The 20877-nt window shown below is 39.0% G+C and carries 18 protein-coding genes; 7 read left to right on the top strand and 11 right to left on the bottom strand.

All coding sequences use genetic code 11. The features are described 5' to 3' along the window. Positions 1-41: 41 nt before the first annotated feature. A complete protein-coding gene (locus LKF16_RS05105) occupies positions 42-1043 on the bottom strand; it encodes a LacI family DNA-binding transcriptional regulator (protein ID WP_291469258.1) in 1002 nt (333 codons plus the stop codon). 199 nt (positions 1044-1242) lie between these two features. Between LKF16_RS05105 and LKF16_RS05100 the strand changes: the two genes are divergently transcribed. Further along, on the top strand, positions 1243-2109 hold the full coding sequence (locus LKF16_RS05100; RefSeq protein WP_291469257.1) for a DegV family protein: 867 nt from the start codon (positions 1243-1245) through the stop codon (positions 2107-2109). Positions 2110-2150: 41 nt separating this feature from the next. On the opposite strand, the gene LKF16_RS05095 is transcribed toward LKF16_RS05100, so the two are convergent. After that, the gene (locus tag LKF16_RS05095; RefSeq protein WP_291469255.1) at positions 2151-2714 is read right to left on the bottom strand and encodes a TetR/AcrR family transcriptional regulator; all 564 of its coding nucleotides are present in this window, start codon (positions 2712-2714) and stop codon (positions 2151-2153) included. A 115-nt stretch (positions 2715-2829) separates the two neighbouring features. On the opposite strand from LKF16_RS05095, the gene LKF16_RS05090 reads away from it, so the two are divergent. Further along, positions 2830-3879 carry an SDR family oxidoreductase gene (locus tag LKF16_RS05090; RefSeq protein WP_291469253.1) on the top strand — a complete coding sequence of 350 codons (1050 nt, stop codon included), beginning with the start codon at positions 2830-2832 and terminating at the stop codon, positions 3877-3879. 30 nt (positions 3880-3909) lie between these two features. Here the strand turns inward: LKF16_RS05090 and LKF16_RS05085 are convergent, their stop codons facing one another. Both LKF16_RS05085 and rlmD read right to left on the bottom strand, forming a co-directional pair. Beyond that, on the bottom strand, positions 3910-6573 hold the full coding sequence (locus LKF16_RS05085; RefSeq protein WP_291469252.1) for an HAD-IC family P-type ATPase: 2664 nt from the start codon (positions 6571-6573) through the stop codon (positions 3910-3912). A gap of 271 nt (positions 6574-6844) precedes the next feature. Beyond that, a complete protein-coding gene (rlmD, locus tag LKF16_RS05080) occupies positions 6845-8224 on the bottom strand; it encodes a 23S rRNA (uracil(1939)-C(5))-methyltransferase RlmD (RefSeq protein ID WP_291469251.1) in 1380 nt (459 codons plus the stop codon). 62 nt (positions 8225-8286) lie between these two features. Between rlmD and recX the strand changes: the two genes are divergently transcribed. Next, positions 8287-9057 carry a recombination regulator RecX gene (recX, locus tag LKF16_RS05075; RefSeq protein ID WP_291469249.1) on the top strand — a complete coding sequence of 257 codons (771 nt, stop codon included), beginning with the start codon at positions 8287-8289 and terminating at the stop codon, positions 9055-9057. 74 nt (positions 9058-9131) lie between these two features. Further along, entirely contained in the window at positions 9132-9665 is a 534-nt protein-coding gene (gene ntdP, locus LKF16_RS05070) for a nucleoside tri-diphosphate phosphatase (RefSeq protein ID WP_291469247.1), read from the top strand. Between the two features lie 69 nt (positions 9666-9734). Here the strand turns inward: ntdP and LKF16_RS05065 are convergent, their stop codons facing one another. The 7 genes from LKF16_RS05065 to LKF16_RS05035 all read right to left on the bottom strand — a co-directional run bounded on the left by LKF16_RS05065 (position 9735) and on the right by LKF16_RS05035 (position 15745). Beyond that, positions 9735-10484, bottom strand: a complete 750-nt coding sequence (locus tag LKF16_RS05065) for a hypothetical protein (RefSeq protein ID WP_291469245.1) — start codon at positions 10482-10484, stop codon at positions 9735-9737. A 415-nt stretch (positions 10485-10899) separates the two neighbouring features. Further along, positions 10900-11643 (bottom strand): amino acid ABC transporter ATP-binding protein, encoded by a 744-nt coding sequence (locus tag LKF16_RS05060; protein WP_291469244.1) that lies wholly within the window; start codon positions 11641-11643, stop codon positions 10900-10902. Continuing rightward, positions 11643-12338 (bottom strand): amino acid ABC transporter permease, encoded by a 696-nt coding sequence (locus tag LKF16_RS05055; protein ID WP_291469243.1) that lies wholly within the window; start codon positions 12336-12338, stop codon positions 11643-11645. The genes LKF16_RS05060 and LKF16_RS05055 overlap by 1 nt, the downstream gene beginning before the upstream one ends. 30 nt (positions 12339-12368) lie before the next feature. Then, entirely contained in the window at positions 12369-13145 is a 777-nt protein-coding gene (locus LKF16_RS05050) for a transporter substrate-binding domain-containing protein (RefSeq protein WP_291469241.1), read from the bottom strand. 81 nt (positions 13146-13226) lie between these two features. Further along, on the bottom strand, positions 13227-14150 hold the full coding sequence (cysK, locus tag LKF16_RS05045) for a cysteine synthase A (protein ID WP_291469239.1): 924 nt from the start codon (positions 14148-14150) through the stop codon (positions 13227-13229). 80 nt (positions 14151-14230) lie between these two features. Beyond that, positions 14231-15037: a homoserine O-acetyltransferase/O-succinyltransferase family protein gene (locus LKF16_RS05040; protein WP_291469237.1), complete on the bottom strand. Its 807-nt coding sequence runs from the start codon at positions 15035-15037 to the stop codon at positions 14231-14233. A 243-nt stretch (positions 15038-15280) separates the two neighbouring features. Continuing rightward, positions 15281-15745, bottom strand: coding sequence for a hypothetical protein (locus LKF16_RS05035; RefSeq protein ID WP_291469235.1), 465 nt, complete (start codon positions 15743-15745; stop codon positions 15281-15283). Between the two features lie 201 nt (positions 15746-15946). Between LKF16_RS05035 and LKF16_RS05030 the strand changes: the two genes are divergently transcribed. The 3 genes from LKF16_RS05030 (at position 15947) to brnQ (ending at position 20822) form a co-directional block, all read left to right on the top strand. Beyond that, positions 15947-17308, top strand: a complete 1362-nt coding sequence (locus LKF16_RS05030) for a hemolysin family protein (RefSeq protein ID WP_434735175.1) — start codon at positions 15947-15949, stop codon at positions 17306-17308. Positions 17309-17363: 55 nt separating this feature from the next. Further along, the gene (locus LKF16_RS05025) at positions 17364-18941 is read left to right on the top strand and encodes a peptide chain release factor 3 (protein ID WP_291469232.1); all 1578 of its coding nucleotides are present in this window, start codon (positions 17364-17366) and stop codon (positions 18939-18941) included. Positions 18942-19469: 528 nt separating this feature from the next. Beyond that, entirely contained in the window at positions 19470-20822 is a 1353-nt protein-coding gene (brnQ, locus tag LKF16_RS05020; protein WP_291469229.1) for a branched-chain amino acid transport system II carrier protein, read from the top strand. Positions 20823-20877: the final 55 nt, after the last annotated feature.

Below are 20877 nucleotides of genomic sequence, written 5' to 3'. Positions count from 1 at the left end.
AATGGAGTTCACTTTCAAAAAAGTGAACTCCATTTTATTACTTAATTAATAGTACTTTTTCGACAAACGAGTTTCGTATCTAGTTCGATTCTGGCGGTGACGTGGTCTTTATCTTCTAATTGGTCGATCAATAGGTCCACTGCAGTGCGTCCCATCATTCGAGTCGCAACTGAGACAGAACTGAGTTCTGGTGTCACGAAACTAGCTAATGAAGAGTTGTTGAAACTAAAGATGCTAACGCGGTCGGGAACTTTGATATTGTGTTCCTGCAAGGCTTGCAAAGCACCAGCTGCCATTGGGTCATTTGAGATAAAAAATGCATGCGGCAGATTGGCACCCAATTCTTTAATAGCGTGATTCATTTGTTTGTAGCCAGATTCCTTCGTGTAATCGCCTTTAAAGCAGACTGATTTGTCAAAAGATTTTTTCTCTTGCATCACTTGTTTGAATGGGTTGTAGCGGGGGTCCTTGATGATCCGCAGATGATCAGTCGTTTGTTCTTCGCCGTAGATCAAGCCGATATCTTTGATCCCTTTGTCAAAGAAGTAGTCGACTACGCGGTGGACGCCTTTTGAAAAATCAGTCAAAACGCAGTCGCGACCTTCGCTGAATTGGTCGTCGTCGATAAAAACGATTTTGTCAGTCAACTCAGATAGGGCAGTGACTTGCTCATCGCTAAATTTCCCCACGGCAATGATACCGTTGATATAATTTTTAATATCGCTGATTTGGTTGTGGAAAACTCGAACAACGTCAAAACGTTGGCTTTGGCTGCGTTCTTCGATACCTTCACGAATCATCATATAATATAGATCGTCTTGTTCTTTTGATTCTGAATACCATTGGACCAAGGCCAAACGTTTTTGAAAGCTAGTTCCGCTTTTTTTACTAGTATGCTTGTAATTTAATTGTTTCGCGATCAAGAAAATCATATCGCGAGTATTTTTGGTAACGGAGAGGGTGGAATCGCGATTAAGAACACGGGAAACCGTGGCTGTAGAAACACCAGCTTTTTCTGCGATATCCTTTAATGTTGCGGCCATTTCGACTCCTCCTAATAAATATAATTATCACTCTTTACTAAATTTTTAGTTAAGTTAATGGTAACGCTTTCTTATGACCTTCTCAACAAAATGTTACAATCTTCAAAATTCCTTACTAGTTATTACCGTCAAAGAATTGAAGTGTATATGGTATTATTTAGACATTAATAACCTATATTAAAGAATAGAGGACATGTTTATGCCAACGGCAGTTGTGACGGATACAGCCGCATACTTAACACCGGAACAGATTTCGGAATACAATATTACGGTGTTGCCAATCACGGTGATTTTAGGGGATAAGCAATACAAAGAAACCGAAGAATTGGATCTACAAACATTTTACGATTATTTAAAAAATGAAAAAGAATTGCCAACCACAGCCCAAGTTTCCATGGGACAAATTGAAGAAGCTTATGATCGTTTAGTATCAGAGGGATATGATCATATCATTTCGATCCATTTGTCCAGCGGGATAACTTCATTTATGGATAATTTACGGATGTTTTGTAAGGATTACGACAAAGCTACGATCTATCCATTCGATTCCTTAGTTGCTAGTGCTGGTGAAGCTGATCTAGCCTTGCTGGCTGGTTCAATGGTCAAAGAGGGCAAGGACCCTGAGACGATCGTTAAGCAAATGGAAGTCATGAGATCAACACGTGACGTTTATTTTGCAGTCGATGACTTGAAGCATCTGATGAGAACTGGGAGATTAAGCAACCGTTCAGCTGTCATTGGTAATTTACTCAATATCAAGCCACTGTTGACTTTTGATCCAGAAGGCAAGATCATCGCTATCGACAAAGAGAGAACCATGAAGCGTTGTTTGAAAAAGATGATCGAAGAACTAGACAAATATCAAACTGAGCATGATTTTAAAATTCATGCAACAGTCATTGATGCCAACAACGAATCGACGGCGACAAATTGGGTCAACGAACTTCATGAGAAATTTCCGCATATCCGAGTAACTCGTAGTCAGTTAGGACCAGCAATCAGTGTCCATACCGGTGAAAAGACCATGGGAATTTTGTGGGAACAAGATTGGAAAGAACTTAAATAACTAAAAATCGACTAATTCATTTAATTGAGTTAGCCGATTTTTTATTGGATTGTGATTAAGGATTTCATAGTTGAATTTTGAAATCTTGCCAGAATGTCATGAATCGTAGTTAACGATTCTTGTTGTCCGCCTAAAAGCCATTCTCGCCAAATTGCGTAAACTCCGGCACTCATGAATTGGATCCAGTATTTCCTGGAGACGTCAGAAATATTATTAGTGGGAATGTAAGATTCGTAAAAGTCTCGCATCTGGTCGTTGAAGATATTTTGGATGATGTACTCAAAGCCTGATTTATCTGCTAAAACCATCGTGTCAGCCATTTGTGTAAAAAATTGTCCTAAACTATCCATCTTGTCTTGTGTGGAAATATCATTTTTGATGTCGGTAAATTTTTGCTCGATCTGAGGTTCAAAATAGCTGGTCAATAAGTCGTCTAAAGTATCGAAGTTGCGATAAAATGCCATCCGACTGACGCCGGCTCGTTTGACGACTTGAGTGACTGAGATCTCATTCAGTGGTTTAGTTTCTAGCAATTGAAACAGAGCGGTCGTTAAGTACTGTTGCGAGTCTTTTTTGATTGCTTGTGCGTGATTAGTAGCTGCCATTACAATTTCTCCTTTTTGTCACAGATGCCGGTATGACGGTTGTTTCTTGAATAACTGCATTGTATTATACATCCATAGACGTTACAAGTGTAACAGAAGCAATGAGGATATTTAAATGACAAATACAACTAACAACCAAAAACAACTAGTACTCGTAACAGGTGGCAGCGGATTTATCGCCGTTCACATTATTTTACAATTGCTCCAACAAGGATATGCCGTTCGGACGACTGTTCGTTCATTAAAGAGAATCGACAATATTAAAGAAGATCTCCAAAATAGTGGCATCAAAAATTTTGACGATCTTTCATTTGTGGAAGCAGATCTTTCTTCAGACAAGAATTGGGATATGGCGACTGATGGTGCAACTTATGTGATCCATGTGGCTTCACCAACACCTAAGTTGAACTTCAAAAATCCTGATGAAATGATCAGACCGGCAGTTGATGGACTTTTGCGAGTTTATCGTGCAGCTAGAGATGCAGGAGTTAAACGTGTTGTTTTGACCTCGGCATACGGTGCTGTGTTTGCTGGTCACAAGAACCGTCAAACACCTTATACTGAAGAGGATTGGTCAAATCTTGATGCTAAGAATATTCATCCTTACCAAATTTCAAAGACCATGTCTGAAAAAGCTGCCTGGAAGTTTATTGAAGAAGAAGGCAATGGTATGGAGATGGCAGCTGTCAATCCAGTTGGCGTTATGGGACCAGTACTGTCAGCTAAGTACTCGCACTCAAATGTTCAGATCCAACAAATGTTAGAAGGTAAGATCAAATCGTTGCCAAACGTTGATTCAGGCTACGTTGACGTTAGAGATGTCGCTAGTTTGCATATCTTAGCGATGACATCGCCAAAAGCAGCTGGACAAAGATTTTTAGCAACTACAGGCGAAACGTTATCGATGATGGATGTTGCAAACATATTAAGAAATGCTTTTCCGAAGTACGCTGACAATTTACCAACTAAGACCATCCCAAACTTTGTCGTAAAGATTGCCGCCAAGTTTAATCCAAACTTGAGAATGATTGCTACGATCGTTGGTGGATACGCTGAAACTAGCGATAAGAAAGCAACAACTATGCTAGGTTGGACACATCGTTCAGCAAAAGAAGCAATTATTGCTACAGCACAGTCGATGATTGATTTGGGGATTGTAAAGTAGAACATTATTAACATCAAAAAAAGATAGCCATTAGGCTATCTTTTTGCGTTTTGTATTACGGATCCATTTATCTAATTCTGCGACTAGGAAGACGATTATTCCACCTACTACAGCGATTAGCCATTCAGTTCCACCGATTGCAGTCGTATGGAAGACTGATTGCATAAATGGTACGTAGGTCAGTAGCATTTGCAATACCATCATCAAAGCGATGAAGATATAAGCTTTTTTGTTAACGAACATTTCTTTTGATAATGCGTAGTTTTCAGTTCTAATGTTAAATAAGTAGAAAATTTTACCAACGATCAAGACGTTGACCATTGTCGTGCTAGTAACAGTTGCATCGATTCCTAAGCCAGTGAACCATTCATCGACGAACATTCCGATCAGAGCCATTAACACGGAAATATAAGCGACTTGGAAAACATCGTGTCGGTTCATCAATTTACCATCATTTTTACGTGGCTTTCGGTTCATGATATTTTTTTCAGCCGGTTCAAAGATCAAAGCGAACTGGATCGTGATGGCCGAAACCATGTTGATCCACAATAATTGAGTCGGGTGAAGCGGAATTTCATCGCGGGCCAAGATGGCAAATGCAACGATCAAACCTTCAGCAAACGAGATCGGCAAGAGATAGAGAATACTCTTTTTAATGTTATCAAAGATTCGACGACCTTCTTTGATGGCTTTGGAAATTGTCGCAAAGTTATCATCGGTTAAGATCATATCGGCGGAATCTTTGGCAACGTCGGTCCCCTTGATACCCATAGCAACACCAATATCGGCACGCTTTAGGGCAGGGGCGTCGTTGACACCGTCACCGGTCATAGCAGTAACTTTATCGCCTTTTTGCAAGGCCTTGATGATCTCGATCTTGTTACCAGGAGTTGTTCTGGCAAAAACTTGATTGCGGTCAGCTTCGATCACTTGGTCTTCAGGAGATAATTTATCCCATTCGGGTCCCGTGATAGCGTGGATCTCATCAGCAAGTCCCAGTTTTTCACCAATAGCAGTGGCAGTTGCGGCACTATCACCGGTGATCATTTTGACTTCGACACCTGCAGAACGGATCTCTTTAAGTGATTGGATAACTTCTTCTCGCGGTGGGTCGATGATGGCTGCTAAACCTAAGAAGTTTAAGCCTTCGTTGATCATTTCATGGGACACTTCGTCATAGTGTTGGTCCATATCGCGATAACCAACAGCGATAACACGTTTACCCTGGCTTGAGTAATCTTCGACTACTTTAGTCCATTTGTCGATGTCAAAACTATTGTCAAGCGTCTTGAACATGGTAAAAAGTTTATCTGGCGAACCTTTGACGAATAGTTTTTCATCGTCGTTGTTGTTTTTAGCAAGTAATGCGATGTAACGATAATCAGAGTCGAACGGTAAGATATCGATCTCGTGATAATCATCATCGGTTCCATAAGGGATGACCTTGTGGTAAAGCGTGATAAAGGCACCGTCAGTCGGTTCACCATTGATCTCCCAATGACTGTTGCTTTCAGACAAGATCGTATCGTTGGCGTAATAACCAGCCTTTAAGAACAAGTTCAAACGTTCATCGTCAGTTACAGGTTGACCATCTTTAGTGATCTGACCTTCAGGACGATAGCCAGTACCACTAACTTCTAAAGTTTCATTTGGAAAAATGATGTCTGTGACAGTCATTTCGTTTTTAGTCAAAGTACCAGTTTTATCAGTTGCAATTACGTCCACAGAACCTAAGGTTTCAACGGAAGGTAAAGTTTTGATAATGGTATGTTGATTTTTAGCCATATCGGAAACACCTTTGGCTAAAATAACTGAGGTCGTAGCTGGCAGTCCTTCAGGAATAGTACCAACAACGACTGAGATAACAGCCATTGCTAAAGCTGGCAATGAATAAATTTGGAACATCCAGCCAATGACAAAAATCACTACTGCAGCAGCTAAGATGAAGTAGGAAACGCTAGTACCTAAGCGGTCGATAACGGTCATTAGTGGAGTTTTACGTTGCTTAACAGCACTAACTTCATTGGAGATCTTACCAATTTCAGTATCGTTTGCAGTTGCAACGACGATTCCGATACCACTACCTTTAGTGACAGCAGTAGAGGCAAAGGCCATGTTCTTTTGTTCAGCCAGCGGAATGTTGGTGTCGTTAATGGCTGTATCGATTTTTTCAACCGAATCAGCTTCACCAGTTAATGATGATTCTTGAATCGCTAAGTTGTCGGAATCGACGATTCTAAGGTCAGCTGGCACGTTGTCACCGGCCTCTAAAAAGACGGAATCTCCGACTACTAGTTGTTCGGCTGGAACTTCAACTCTTCGACCATCACGGTAGACGGTCGCATCAGTTGAAAGCATTGCCTTGATCCGTTCAACAGCGTTTGAAGCACTAGTTTCTTGGAAGTAGCCGATCAGTGTGTTAATGATAACTACCAAACCAATGATGATAGAGTCTGAATATTCACCCATCAAGACAGTCAAAATGACCGCTGCGATCAGGATGTAAATAACCATGTTGTTAAATTGACGCAGGAATATTTTCCACTTGGGCGTCTGTTTGGATTCGATTTTATTAGGACCATTTTCTTTGAGCCGTTGTTTAGCAAATTCGCTAGACAGTCCTTGTTCAAAGTCGTTGTTTGAATATTGCCTCTGTATTTCAGTGGGCTCGGTATTATAAGTGTTTTCTTCCATGTTGATATCCTCGTTAATTAAATTTTGTGCATCGGGATAAAAAAAGAGAACTTTGGTAAACTCGGTTTGATGGAAATTGCGGAATTTGTCTATGTGATAAATTTCGTACCAGGAAATCGGATTTGGCATTCAGCAGAACGCTTACCAAAGTTCTCCTAAACAGGATTCACTTTTAATGTAAAAAAATGTATGTGCGTCTTCAGTTGAGAAGGCTCCTTGTTTCGTAAATTTAGTAATAATAGTTTATCAAGATTTTTATGTAACGTCAATCTTATCGACGTGAAAATTTTACCACTGTTTCGACGTGTGGTGTTTGTGGGAACATATCGACTGGTTGTAAGTAGTCGACACGGTACTTCTTAGTCAACAGCGTCAAGTCTTTTGCCAACGTCGATGGGTTACATGAAATATAAACTAATTTTTCAGGACGATTGTCCAAAATTGTATGGATCAATTTATCATCTAAGCCAACTCGTGGTGGATCGACGATCAAAGCAGTGGGATGAATGTCTTGTTCTAATAACTTAGGATAAACTTCATCGACTGAACCAACGTAGTAATCGGCATTAGTTACGTCATTTAATTCAGCATTTTTCTTGGCATCTTCAATCGCTTCAGGGATGATCTCGATACCGTAAACGTGTTTAACTTGATCAGCCAAGGTGATGCCGATCGTCCCCACGCCACAATAAGCATCTAATAAAATATCATTTGGCGAAGGGTGCAATGCTGAAGTGGCTAAGTCATAAAGTTTATCAGTCTGTAAGGCATTCAATTGTAAAAATGCGCGTGGCGATAAGTTGAAAATCGAGCCATTGATATCTTCTTGGAGATACTCGTCGCCCCAAATCAATTTAGTTTCATCGCCCCAGACGGCACCTTGGTCTTCTTTGTTGATATTTTGAGAGATCGAGCTTACTTCAGGAATTGCTTCAGTCAATGCTTCAACAAACTGACGTTGCTTAACAAACTTAGGAGTCCGAGTCACGATCGTGACTTGAAGTTTGTTGAATTCGACTGACTGGCGGATAATGATCATACTAATGATCCCGGATTTTGCCTTCGGGTTATAAACTGGCAATCCAAGGTCTTTGATGATGTCAACGATCTTGCGCATGGCTTTCATGGTCAAGTCCATTTGTGTTGGCATTTCTGGCAAGTCAACTAGGTCTTGGGTACCGTTTTGGTAAAGTCCGCAACGGATCTCGCCATCGATTTCTTGAATCGGAAATTGGGCTTTGTTACGATATTTTTCTTGTTGTGGCGATGCTACAGTTGGTTTAATAGTGTAATTTTCATAAGCGTGTGGCTTATATTTTTCCAGAGATTCGCGCAGGATATTTTCCTTGAACTTCAATTGGTCTTCATATTTAATGTGTGCGAATTCCAGACCACCGACTTCACTTGCAAGTGGTGTCACATCTTCGTTACGATAGGGACTGCGAGTTCTGATCTTGTGGATCTTGCCGTTGATAAAACGGGGATGCACATCAGTGATTTCACAAACGATCACGTCTTGAGGAACAGCTCCAGGAACGAAAACAATTACATGTTTGAAAAAGCCGATTCCTTCTCCATTGATACCGATCCGTTTGATGGTTAAGGGAAATCTATCCCCAATTTTTAATTCTTCAGTTATATTGTTTTCCATAATTTTTCCTTTGATAAATAAGCTCTAAACTATATTTGAGTATAACATGTGAGGTAATACAATTGACAACAGTCACAAAAATTCAAGCTCAAAAACGCAAGGGTCGCTACAATATTTTTTTAGATGGCGAATATGCATTTCCAGTTGGTGAGGCTACTTTGATCGATTTTCGATTGATGAAGGGCACGGAATTGACCGATGCTCAAGTGACCTTGATCAAAAATAAAGAAAATACCAACAAAGCTTATGGCGATGCGGTAAATTACTTATCCTACGAGTTGCGTACGGAAAAAGAAATCAAAGACTACCTATATAAAAAAGAATATACGACACCGATCATCATGGATGTCATGGACCGATTGCGGAAATTGAACTATCTAGATGATGCTGCCTATGCACAAAGTTTTATCAATACGCAATTGCGGATGTCAGCCAATGGTCCTAGAACAATTGAACAAAAGATGTTCAAAAAGGGTGTCCCAGATGACATTATCAAGCAAAAAATTGCTGAGATAGATCCAGATATCTTGTTAGAAAATGCGACTGATTTTGCTCAAAAGCAAATGAGAAAGACTAGTCGGGCATCATTTAAACAGCAGATGATCAAACTTCGTCAAAACTTGTATTCAAAAGGATTCAGTGGCGATACTGTCAATCAGGCAATCGAGAACTTAGACATTGAAAAAGACGAAGATGAGGAACAAGCAAACTTAAGAAAAATGATTGATAAGGTATCTCATCGCTACGACAATTCATCTAAATTGATCACCTACTTAATGGGTAAAGGTTTCTCATATGATGCCATCAAACAAGCCCTTTCAGAAGAGAATTAATTTTTAATTTCTTTTATTCGTTTCACAGCTCTGTTATAATTCTTTTGAACAAGATTTTGAAAGCTGGTTACGTTATGCAAATACCCAGAGAAGGGGATTACGTAGCAATCCAGAGTTATAAGCATGATGGTCATTTACATCGTACTTGGCGTGAAACAATGGTATTAAAGACTAGTGAAAATGAAATAATTGGTTGTAACGAAAATACTTTAGTTACTGAATCTGACGGTCGTCGGTGGGTAACTAGAGAACCAGCAATCGTTTATTTTCATAAACACTATTGGTTCAATATCGTTGCGATGATCCGAGATACAGGCGTGTCTTATTATTGTAATTTAGCCACACCATTCGCATTAGACAAAGAGGCCATCAAGTATATAGATTATGATTTAGACGTTAAGGTATTTCCTGACGGAGAGAAACGTTTGCTGGATGTTGATGAATATGCAGCCCACAGCAAAATGTGGAATTACCCGCCCGAGATAGACAAAATTCTACATTATAATGTTGATGTTCTGATCGACTGGATAGACAAGGGAAAAGGTCCTTTTTCGCAGGCCTATATCGATCTCTGGATGAAGAGATATAACGAGTTATCTCACCATTAATAATGGATTGCTAAATCCTATTTAAAAAGACGCTGAATTTTCAGCGTCTTTTTTGTTATAAATTTTAGTTTAATACCAAGTAAATGGGCTGCTAGGGTCACTATAAAGAACTTGAGAATTTGCTATACCTTTGGCAGTTAATGTAACAGCGTTTTCGTGGTCAGTACTAATTTGACCATTTTCAACATGGACCGCTCTTAGATAGCAAGTATGACCTAAAATATCAACAAGATCCAAGTCCAATTTTTGTGATAGTTTAAGGACGTTTTGACATTGAATTTCATAGTAAGTGTCGATGATATTTAAAGCGAGTTGGGGATTTCGAACATAGAATGTACCTGTTCCTAATGCTATGAATTCATAACAAGTAACTGGTTTGTGTGTATAGAATGCATCAAGAATATCCATGTACTCATCTAATCCAAAATCAGGGTATCCTAAGAATTGTGAAATAGTTCCCATCAATGATTCAACGGTCATTTGTTCATCAATTTCATGATTCAAACAATTTCGAAGGGTAGTTTGAAATGCATAGGCAAAATCTTGGAGAATTCTGTCATCTTTAAATGAAATAACTTTGTTTTCAAAACCACGAGGCAAATACTCAGATATCTTGCCAATTTCAATGGTTTTAACTTGTGGTATGATTCCAGTCTGATTGAGTTTTGTATGTTTAAATTCTTCAATAGATTCTTGGAAAACGTCCAACGTTGTAAATTGAGCCGGTACCATATTTAAAGCTAAAGCCCCATATTCGTTCAAAACGTTTAATTGATCATCGCCCTGAGCCAAATTGAAATATCTTGATTCAACTTTCATAAAAAATCCCTCCGAAAAATTATTATTATTCTTATATAATTACTGTTTTTAACCCAAAATTCAAATCTAAAAATGGTAAAAAACTTCATTTATTAACTTTCAAAATGCCTAAAATGTACAAGGGATGGGATTTTTAGGAACATCCATTAATATAAAAATATTTATATAATTGATTCTAAAATCAAATAAAAGCAAATTCATTTGGTAAGCAAATAAATATAATCGGACGATTGTTTCCAAAAAAAACCGCCATTTGGCGGTTTTTTTAGTCTTTAGATTTTTCTTCAATTGTGTGAAACGCGAAATAAAAAACTGAATGCTACTACATAAGTTTGTCAAAGACTGCGGGGCGTGACGCGCCCACTCCGTCTCTGCCAACCTTATGCTCCGCATTCAAATCGTTTTTTATATCGCTCTAACTTGGGTCAAGTGAGATTCCCGCAAGGAAATCTTTAATTCTTGGTGTTGGATGTTCAAAGAAGTCATTGGTTGGACCATCGAATACTTTTTTGCCATCTTCGATGAAGACAATCTTGTCGGAGACTAATCTAGCAAAGTCCATGTTGTGAGTCACGATGACCATTGATTGGCCCATCTTAGCTAAGTTCTCCAGGATTTTAAGTACTTGAGTTTCTAGCTCGGGATCAAGAGCACTAGTTGGTTCATCCAATAAAATATAGTCAGGATTCATTGCTAATGCACGACAGATGGAAATTCTCTGTTGTTGTCCACCTGATAGTTGGCTAGGGTAGCGGTCTTCGTATCCCGCTAAACCGACGCCTTCCAGCAGCTTCTTAGCTTCATCTTCTGCCTCTGCCTTGGATTGCTTTAAGACATTGACCGGAGCCTCAGTGATGTTTCTCAATACAGTCAAGTTAGGGAATAAATTCCAATTTTGAAAAACCATACTAGTTTTTCGTCTGATTTGAAAACTTTCTTTACTTGAAAGTGTGGTTGAGTAGTCATACGAAAGATCAGAGAAACTCAAAGTTCCTGATTCGGGACGAACTAATAAGTCGATCGAGCGAAGCAAAGTTGATTTACCTGAACCTGATGGTCCTAAGATAACGGAAGTTTGCCCATCTGGAAAATCGACCGAGATATCGTGAAGTACAGTTTTGCCGTCGTATTTTTTGACGATGTTTTTCATTGAGATCATTAGGCTTCACTTCCTTTGACGTATTGTGATGTTCTGCGTTCAAGGTAATGTTGTAACCAGCTGAGCAAGGTACATACGATCGCATACAATGCAGCAGCTAATGAGTACATCAATAGTGGTTGGAAGTTCTTAGCAGTGATCTGTTGACTGACTTGGAACATTTCCAAAATCGTGATGGAACTGGCCAAAGACGTATCTTTGACTAATCCAATAAATGAATTTGAAAGTGGTGGCAGGGCAATTCTAACTGCTTGTGGCAGAACAATTTTCATCAAAGTTTGACGAGTTGAAAAGCCTAATGTGTAAGCAGCGTCCCATTGATCTCGTGGAACTGAGATAAGGGCGGAGCGAATTGTTTCTGAGGCATATGCACCGGTATTAAGAGAAAATCCAATCACCGCAGCGATAAATGGATCAAGTTGTACTCCAATATTTGGCAATCCAAAGAAAATAATGAACAATTGAACTAGCAAAGGCGTTGAACGGAACAACCAAACATAAAAGTTGGCGATTCCTCTTAAAACCAAATAAGGATATCTGATTGCCTTTTTTTCACTAGGTTCAATAAATTTAACTAAAGCTGTTAGGACTGCTAATATCAATCCAAATATAAATGCAATAATGGCTAACGGAATGGTGTACTGGATCATTGCCACGATCATTTCAGGCAATGAAGTAATGATGATATGCCACATAAAATCCGCCCCTCTCTAATAAATATGGTATTAATCGCTAATGTTTTCACCGAAATACTTGATTGAAAGACGCTTCAAAGTGCCGTCCTTTTTAAGCTCTGCTTGAGCTTTCTTTACTTTATCGCGTAATTTCGTTGAATCTTTATTGAAAATAGGGGCGATCTTAGTATTTGGAATCTTGCTTGTTGGAACAATTGAATATTTCAAATTGTTGTTCTTGTTATCTTTTTGCCAAGTCAAGAAGGCTTCACGTGAGTTGATAGTTGCTTGGACACGTCCTTGCTTGATCATTGACATTGTTGTTGCGTAATCAGATGAAGGAACGATATCAGCACCGAACTTCTTAGCATAGTTGTAGTTATCGGTACCAGTACCTTCGGCTACTTTAACGCCTTTGAGGTCATCAACTGACTTGATCTTTGAGTTGTCAGATTTAGTAACTAAAACTGATTTTGATTTAACGTATGGATCTGCAAAAATGTAGTGCTTTTGACGATCTGAAGTTTCGCCGACGTTATTGATAACCACGTCAAAGGTCTTTGAATTCAATCCAGCTATCAATGAGTCCCATTTAGTAGGAACAAATTTAGCCTTCAAGTCCATCTTTTTAGCTAAAGCCTTCGCATACTCAACTTCAAATCCAGTTAATTTACCATTTTCACGGTAAGAATATGGAGCGAATGTCCCCTCAAGACCAATTGTTAAAGTCCCCTTAGTCTTGGTTTCGCTAGAACTATTTGAGCAACCTGCAAGTACCAATGCAAAAGTAGCTACCATAGTAAGAATTAATATAAGTTTCTTTTTCATGAATGTGTCTCCCCCAATAGAATTAATGTCCTTTATTTTCTCACAAATTACCCAAATTTAGAAAATTTTTGATTTTTATTTTTAGAAATTGAATAAATCAGTTGAAAGATATCTTTCGCCATTGTCAGGTGAGACTGTTACAACGTTTTTACCTTTACCCAATTTCTTTGCAATTTCGATCGCTCCAAAGATATTAGCACCAGCAGAAATTCCTGGTAAAAAGCCTTCTTCGCGGCTGACCTTTTGAGCCATCTCGATAGCCTGATCAGATGTGACTTCAACAATATCAGAATAAGCATTTTGGTCAAGCGTTTCAGGAATCATACCGGCACTGATTCCTTGAATCTTGTGCTTACCAGTTTTTCCTTCTTTAAGAAGTGGTGATTCAGCAGCTTCAAGTGCGTAAATCTTAACGTCAGGATATTTCTTAGTTAATGCGTGGCTGACACCTGATAAAGTACCGCCAGTACCAACACCGGCAACAAAGGCATCGACTGTTTGGCCATCAAAGGAATCGATGATCTCCTTACCAGTAGTTCTTTCATGTACTTCTGGATTAGCAGGATTACTGAATTGCATAGGTAAGAAGTAGCCTTTTTCATCAGCAAGTTTTTGGGCACGTTTGATTGCTCCGCCCATACCTTCGCTACCTGGTGTTAGAACCAATTCTGTACCATAGCCTTGCATGATCTTACGACGTTCAACACTCATCGTGTCAGGCATCATAATAATTAAGTGGTAGCCTTTTGCTGCAGCAACTAATGATAAACCGATACCAGTGTTACCTGAAGTAGGTTCGACAATTGTAGCACCTGGTTTTAACTTACCAGCTTTTTCAGCAGCTTCGATCATTGAAAGAGCAATTCTATCTTTGATTGAACTACCTGGGTTAAAGAACTCCAATTTAACGAAGACGTCAGCGGCATCTTCTGGTACGACACGGTTCAATTTAACGATTGGTGTGTTTCCAATCAATTCGGTAATGTTGTTTGCAATTTTTGACATAAAACTATTCCTCCGTATACTTTGTTAAACAAATTTATTGTAATACTTCAAACATCTCTTTGGTGCGATTAGCACTTATTTCAGTTACACACCGAGGCCTTAGCCGAGATAACCTGCTTGACCCAGTTGCCAAAGTATTTAGCCTGAATATCTTTCCAAGCAAACATTGGCTCATTATTAATAGGAGAGTAATAATTTTCAGGCTGAACAGGGTGGTTCTCCGGATGTGCAGCAAATTCACGTTCGTATTCTTTTTTGAGGCCATCCTTTTGATATTCCAGATGTGAAAAAAGAAACGACTGCGGTTTATTTTTTGCTTCTGCCATGAACAATAATCCCTTGTCGCTGATCACGTTGATAGTCAGTTGATCATTATCGTTGATCTGTTGCTGGCTCATTTCCGCGTATCGAGCGTGTGGAGCAGGGAAGTTGTCGCTAATGTTTTCTAAAAGGGCAGATGAGTGCAAGATATTATTTTGGAAAACTCCAAAAGTTTTGTGAGGTAGAATTTTTTTATCGATTCCGTACAAATGGTTTAGGGCCACCATCGCACCCCAGCATACATATAGCTGGGGAATCCTCATTTCATTTAATCGATCCAGTAGCGCATTTACTTCATCACGATAGGTAACATCTTCAAAATCGAGATGCTCGATCGGGCTACCTGTGATAATAAATCCATCCAGATCATTGAGGTCGTCTAGGTTCAGAGGCTTCATAGTGTTAGTAATGGCTGGATCTAATTTGCGATCGACGTAGCGAGTGGCTGAATAATAATAGATCAGTTGAACATTTTTATGTTCACGAGTAAGCGATCTATAAAAATTAATATTGGTTTCGATCTTGTTGTACATCAGATTTAAAACGCCAATTTTTACAGTGTTCACAATGAACTCCTTTCCGGTATGAAAAAAGGGAGCTGACTAATTGTCAGCTCCCTTGAATATAGTATTAACTACAGTTATCAATTGAGTGGAATTAGACATGTTGAAAAAGTATAATGATTTGTCATCATTACACAGCAACATGCGTTCATTTTTACGTTGTTAGCTTTTGTCATGTCTAGTTCCCCTCCTTTGTCATTGCTTAAAGAATATTATTAGAATTTCTTTAAGTCAAGCATTTAGTATTTAATTTTTCTTTTTTTCGGTATAGATTGATAACGAATCAAATTCTATGTAGGCTGCCAGCGTTAGTGAGATCATCATGATCAAGACGAGCCAACCGATTGAACTGCCTAGGATATAAGCAATTGGCAGGACTTTAGCAATGAGATAAATGCTACCGATACACAAGAAAAAGTCGACCACCAAATTTAATCCGATAATAACTTTGTCTCTTTCCAAAATGAAGAAATGAATGAATCGTTTTAAGCTTTTTTTAGTGGAACTGCGATACATTATTAAAATTGGTCGCTGGGCGATAACTTTGATTGCAAAAATACCCAGTGAGCCAACAACGCCTCCAACGACTACACGCCAAGTCAAGGCATGCAGTACCAAAGCGTTATATGCAATACCGGCAATCAAAAGACTGACGACATACGGTATGAAGAAGAAAAATAGATAAATAACGACGATTTTTTTGTTGGACAATTTCAAACTCTCCTTCGGTCTACTTGGAGCTGACTGTTAAAGCGGTAAATCAATAAATTATCAAGTCAGCTTTTAAATACATTCCATATAGTATTAAATTTATTCTATCATTAATGCCCGTGATATTGTTGAATTGTTTTACACCTGCTATAATTGTAAACATCATTTTTATTTAATATAGGAAAGAGAGTGAAAAAATTAATGAGCGATGACCCTACAGGTGCGACGTTAATTGGACAGATAGTCTTAATTGTTGTTCTAACGTTGTTAAATGCCATCTTTGCCGCTGGTGAAATGGCGATTGTTTCTGTGAATAAATCCACTGCGGAGGAAAAAGCTGAATCAGGCGGACGCCACGCTGAACGGATCTTACGGACAATCAATCATCCAACTAATTTTTTATCCACTATTCAAGTAGCAATTACATTAGCCGGATTTCTAGCATCGGCTTTTGCCGCCACAAGTTTAAGTACTAAATTAGAAGGAGTAATTGGTAAATTTCCTGGTAGTTGGGAATTATCAATTGTTCTAATAACTATCGTTTTATCTTATTTAACTTTGCTTTTTGGAGAACTTTATCCTAAGCAAATAGCAATCCATAAGCCTTATTCTGTGATCAAGTTTACTGAGCCAGTTATTAATATCGTTGGTAAAGTTCTAACGCCATTTACTTGGCTACTAACGGTTTCTATTAATGGCTTGATGAAGATCACGCCAATCGACTTTAGCCAAAAAGAAGATAAGGTCACCAGAACTGAAATGCTGTCGACGATTCAAAAGTCTCGTCAAAGCGGAACTATTAACGCAGATGAGTATCAGATGCTGCAAGGTATCATCAAGTTTAGCGACAAGAACGTTCGTGAGATCATGGTTCCAAGAACTGATGCATTTATGATCGATATTAATGATCCAATCGATGAGAATATTGACGCTATCTTGTCACAGCCTTATTCAAGAATCCCTGTTTATGGTGGAGACAAAGATACTATCATTGGTATCGTTCATATCAAGAATTTATTGAAGAATGCACGTGTATCTGGCTTTGACAATGTCAATATGAAGAGTATTATGACTGAGCCACTATTTGTACCTGAAACGACTAGCATCGATGCATTGCTATTGAAAATGCAATCGACGCAGACACAAATTGCCATGGTCATGGATGAGTATGGTGGAGTCGTTGGATTAGCTACGATCGAAGATATTTTGGAAGAGATCGTGGGTGAGATCGATGATGAATATGATCAAACCACAACCAATTATCGTCGAATCACTTCAACTAAGTATTCAGTTATTGGTAGATTTTCTATCGAAGACTTCAATGATCTGTTTGAAGAAAACATCGACGAAGAGCAGGAAGATGCCGATACAATTGCTGGATACTTGATCATGAACGTGAATGAAATTCCCGATGAGAATCATCCAATGAGCTATACTCTAGAGGATGGCGTTAAATTAACTTCTGGTGAAGTTGATGGATCGAGAATCAAAGACGTGATCGTTACGATTCCGAAAAATAAAGTGAAAAACGTTACAACCAATATGTTTGAAAAGAAATATTAATTGAAAGAAATACCACAATCGTTGTATTTCTTTTTTTATGAGTTAGGAGCTTAATATGGAACAAAAAGAATTAGAGAAAGAAGTTAGCAAGCGCCGTACGTTTGCCATTATTTCTCACCCGGATGCCGGTAAAACAACTATCACTGAACAAATGCTTTATTTTGGTGGTGTAATTCGTTCTGCTGGTACCGTTAAAGCTAAAAAATCTGGTCAATTTGCCACATCTGACTGGATGGAAATTGAAAAGAAACGTGGAATCTCAGTTACCAGTTCGGTCATGCAATTCCATTATCATGACAAAGACGTTAACATCTTGGATACTCCCGGACATGAGGATTTCTCTGAAGATACTTATCGTACTTTGATGGCCGTTGATGCGGCAGTCATGGTTATTGACTCAGCCAAAGGTATTGAGCCACAAACTAAGAAATTGTTCAAAGTCGTTAAAAAACGTGGAATTCCAATTTTTACATTTATGAACAAGCTTGACCGTGATGGTCGTGATCCTTTGGACTTGATTGCTGAACTTGAGGAATTATTGAACATTGAAGGTTGTGCCATGGATTGGCCAATCGGTATGGGTAAGGAACTCAAGGGACTTTATGATATCCGCAATAGCCGTCTTGAACTTTATCGTAAGGAAGGCGACGACCGCTATTTGCCTTTAGGTGAAGACGGACAACTTAAAGAAAAGAATCCAATCGAAGAAGAGGGCGTTTATCAACAAGCTCTTGGCGAAGTTGATTTGATTAAGGAAGCTGGTAACCAATTTGATCTCGAGAAGATCAAACGTGGTGATCAAACTCCAGTATTCTTCGGTTCTGCTTTGACTAACTTTGGTGTGCAAGTATTCTTAGATACATTCTTAGATATGGCTCCAGCACCTGGTGAACATAAGATCAAGGATACTGATGAGGAAGTTAAGCCTGATGATCCTGAGTTTTCAGCCTTTGTCTTCAAGATTCAAGCTAATATGAACCCTAATCACCGTGACCGTATCGCGTTTGTCAGAATTTGTTCTGGTGAATTCGTCAAGGGTATGGACGTCACTTTGCACAGAACTGGCAAAGTAATGCGTTTGAACAACGCAACTGAATTTATGTCTGATCAAAGAGAACAAGTTAAGACTGCGGTTGCTGGAGATATTGTTGGTTTATACGATACCGGTAATTTCCAAATTGGCGACACGATTTACACTGGTAAAAAGAAGATCCAATTTGAAGATTTGCCACAGTTTACTCCAGAAATGTTCATGGAAGTTCAAGCTAAGAACGTTATGAAGCAGAAGTCATTCCATAAAGGGATGCAACAACTAGTTCAAGAAGGTGCTGTTCAGTTGTATCAAAAATACACAACTAACGACTATATTCTTGGTGCAGTTGGACAACTTCAATTTGAAGTCTTCCAATTCAGAATGAAAAACGAATACAATTGTGACGTTGTCATGACACCAATTGGTTCAAGAATCGCACGTTGGATCGACCCTGATCAACTAGATCAAAGCATGTCTTCAACCAGAAACATGCTAGTGAAAGACTTAGACGGCCAACCACTATTCTTATTCGAGAATAAGTTTGCCGAAAACTGGTTTACGAATAAGTATCCAGACGTGAAGCTGACCGCAAAACTCTAAGAGCGTAAGATAACAAGAGCGTAAAATCGAACGGGTGATGTTGGAACATAAGATAAGCCAATACGGAGTCCGTCCGTTGACGGAGGGAGTGTTGGATTGTCTTACGTATCCAACATCAGTGAGACTTTTACGCGTTTAGAACGCTGGAGATTGCTTAGAGTGTTGAGACGGAGCGGGTGCGTAACACCCGTGCAGTCTTTGGCCATTCTATGCAGTAGGTCTCAGCGAGACATTCACGCGTTTCGAACGCTGGAGATCGGATAGAGTGTTGGATTGTCTTACGTATCCAACATCAGTGAAACTTTTACGTGTTTCGAACCAACTAAAATTATTACCATAAGAGCTTGTAGCATAATTGTTGATGTTCGCAAATATGCAGCATAAACGTGCAACAAGACATAGCTCCTTCCGCTTAATTACAAAGAGGGCATAATTCATAGTGCGAATTATGCCCTCTTTTACATTAATGCTCGGGAGCTGCCCATGTTTGTTGCACTCTCTTTTATTTTTAAATGATAAGGTGTTTTTATGAAGAAAAAATTAACTAGACGAGAACTATTTTTTATTGGCTCAATGCTATTTGGATTGTTCTTTGGTGCTGGTAATCTGATTTTCCCAGTCTTTCTTGGACAACAAGCTGGTAGCAACGTTTGGCTAGCGGTTATCGGCTTATTGATCACTGGTATCGGTTTGCCGCTACTTGGTGTGGCTGGTTTAGGGATGACCGAGAGTGCCAGCGTGTTCAACTTGGCTAATAAGATCAATCGTCCGTATGCTTATGTTTTTACTATCTTGCTATATTTGATCATCGGGCCATTGTTTGCTACCCCACGACTGGCAACAACTTCATTTCAAATGGGAATTGTGCCATTCGTTAACTCAGGTCTGCAAAAACCTGTCTTGATGATTTTCTCAATTATCTTTTTTGCTACGTCTTGGTGGTTCGCTAGAAAGCCTAGCAAGATCATGACTTATGTCGGAAAATGGTTGACGCCGATTTTCTTAATATTATTAGGGATTTTGATTTTGGTTGCCTTGATCAAACCAATGGGCGGTCTAAGTGCAATACCTCAAGGCTCATATGCAAAAAGTCCAGTTCTAGCTGGATTCACAGAAGGTTATAATACGATGGATGCCCTAGCTTCATTGGCTTTTGGTGTAGTTGTCATCGATGGTATCAAAGTTCTCGGCGTCACTGATCCACGCGAGATTGCCAAAGATACGATCAAAGCTGGAACTATCAGTGTGGTTTTGATGGGAATCATTTATACATTATTAGCACTACTAGGCGCGATGAGTTTAGGCAAACTAGATTTAGCTTCCAACGGTGGAATCACTCTAGCATCGATTTTTAACTATTACTTTGGCAGTTTTGGTAACATCTTGTTAGCCGTCATCGTAATTATCGCTTGTTTAAAAACTTCGATCGGTTTGATCACAGCTTTTGGTGAAGCCATGCATGAAATGTTTCCAAAAGTTTCCTACCAAGTATTGATCATCATCGCCAGTGTCTTGCCATGCGTGTTTGCAAATGTTGGTCTGACTAACTTGATCCAATACTCAACGCCAGCTTTGATGTTCGTCTATCCATTGGCAATTACCTTGATTCTTTTGGCTGTATTAACGCCATTTTTAGGATCATCGAAGTGGGTTTATGGCATGACGACCTTGTTCACATTTATCCCAGCAGTTTTTGCGGGTATCGAAGCAATGAAGTTCTTGTTTCATGGACAAGGCTGGTTCAATTCACTAATGAATTTAAACCAATTATTGCCTTGGTCTAGTTTAGGATTAGGCTGGGTCGTACCGGCACTGATAGGATTAATTATTGGCTATATTATAAGTTTAATAACTAAGGAAAACCGTGAGTTTGAAGCCTAGCTTCGAACTCTTTTTTTATGTTTTCATGAAAATGGTTGACTGTTTTCCAATCTCC

This window comes from Companilactobacillus sp., from assembly GCF_022484265.1.
GTDB lineage: Bacteria > Bacillota > Bacilli > Lactobacillales > Lactobacillaceae > Companilactobacillus.
The sequence above is the reverse complement of the archived record's forward strand: the minus strand, read 5'-3'. Positions and strand labels throughout refer to the sequence as shown.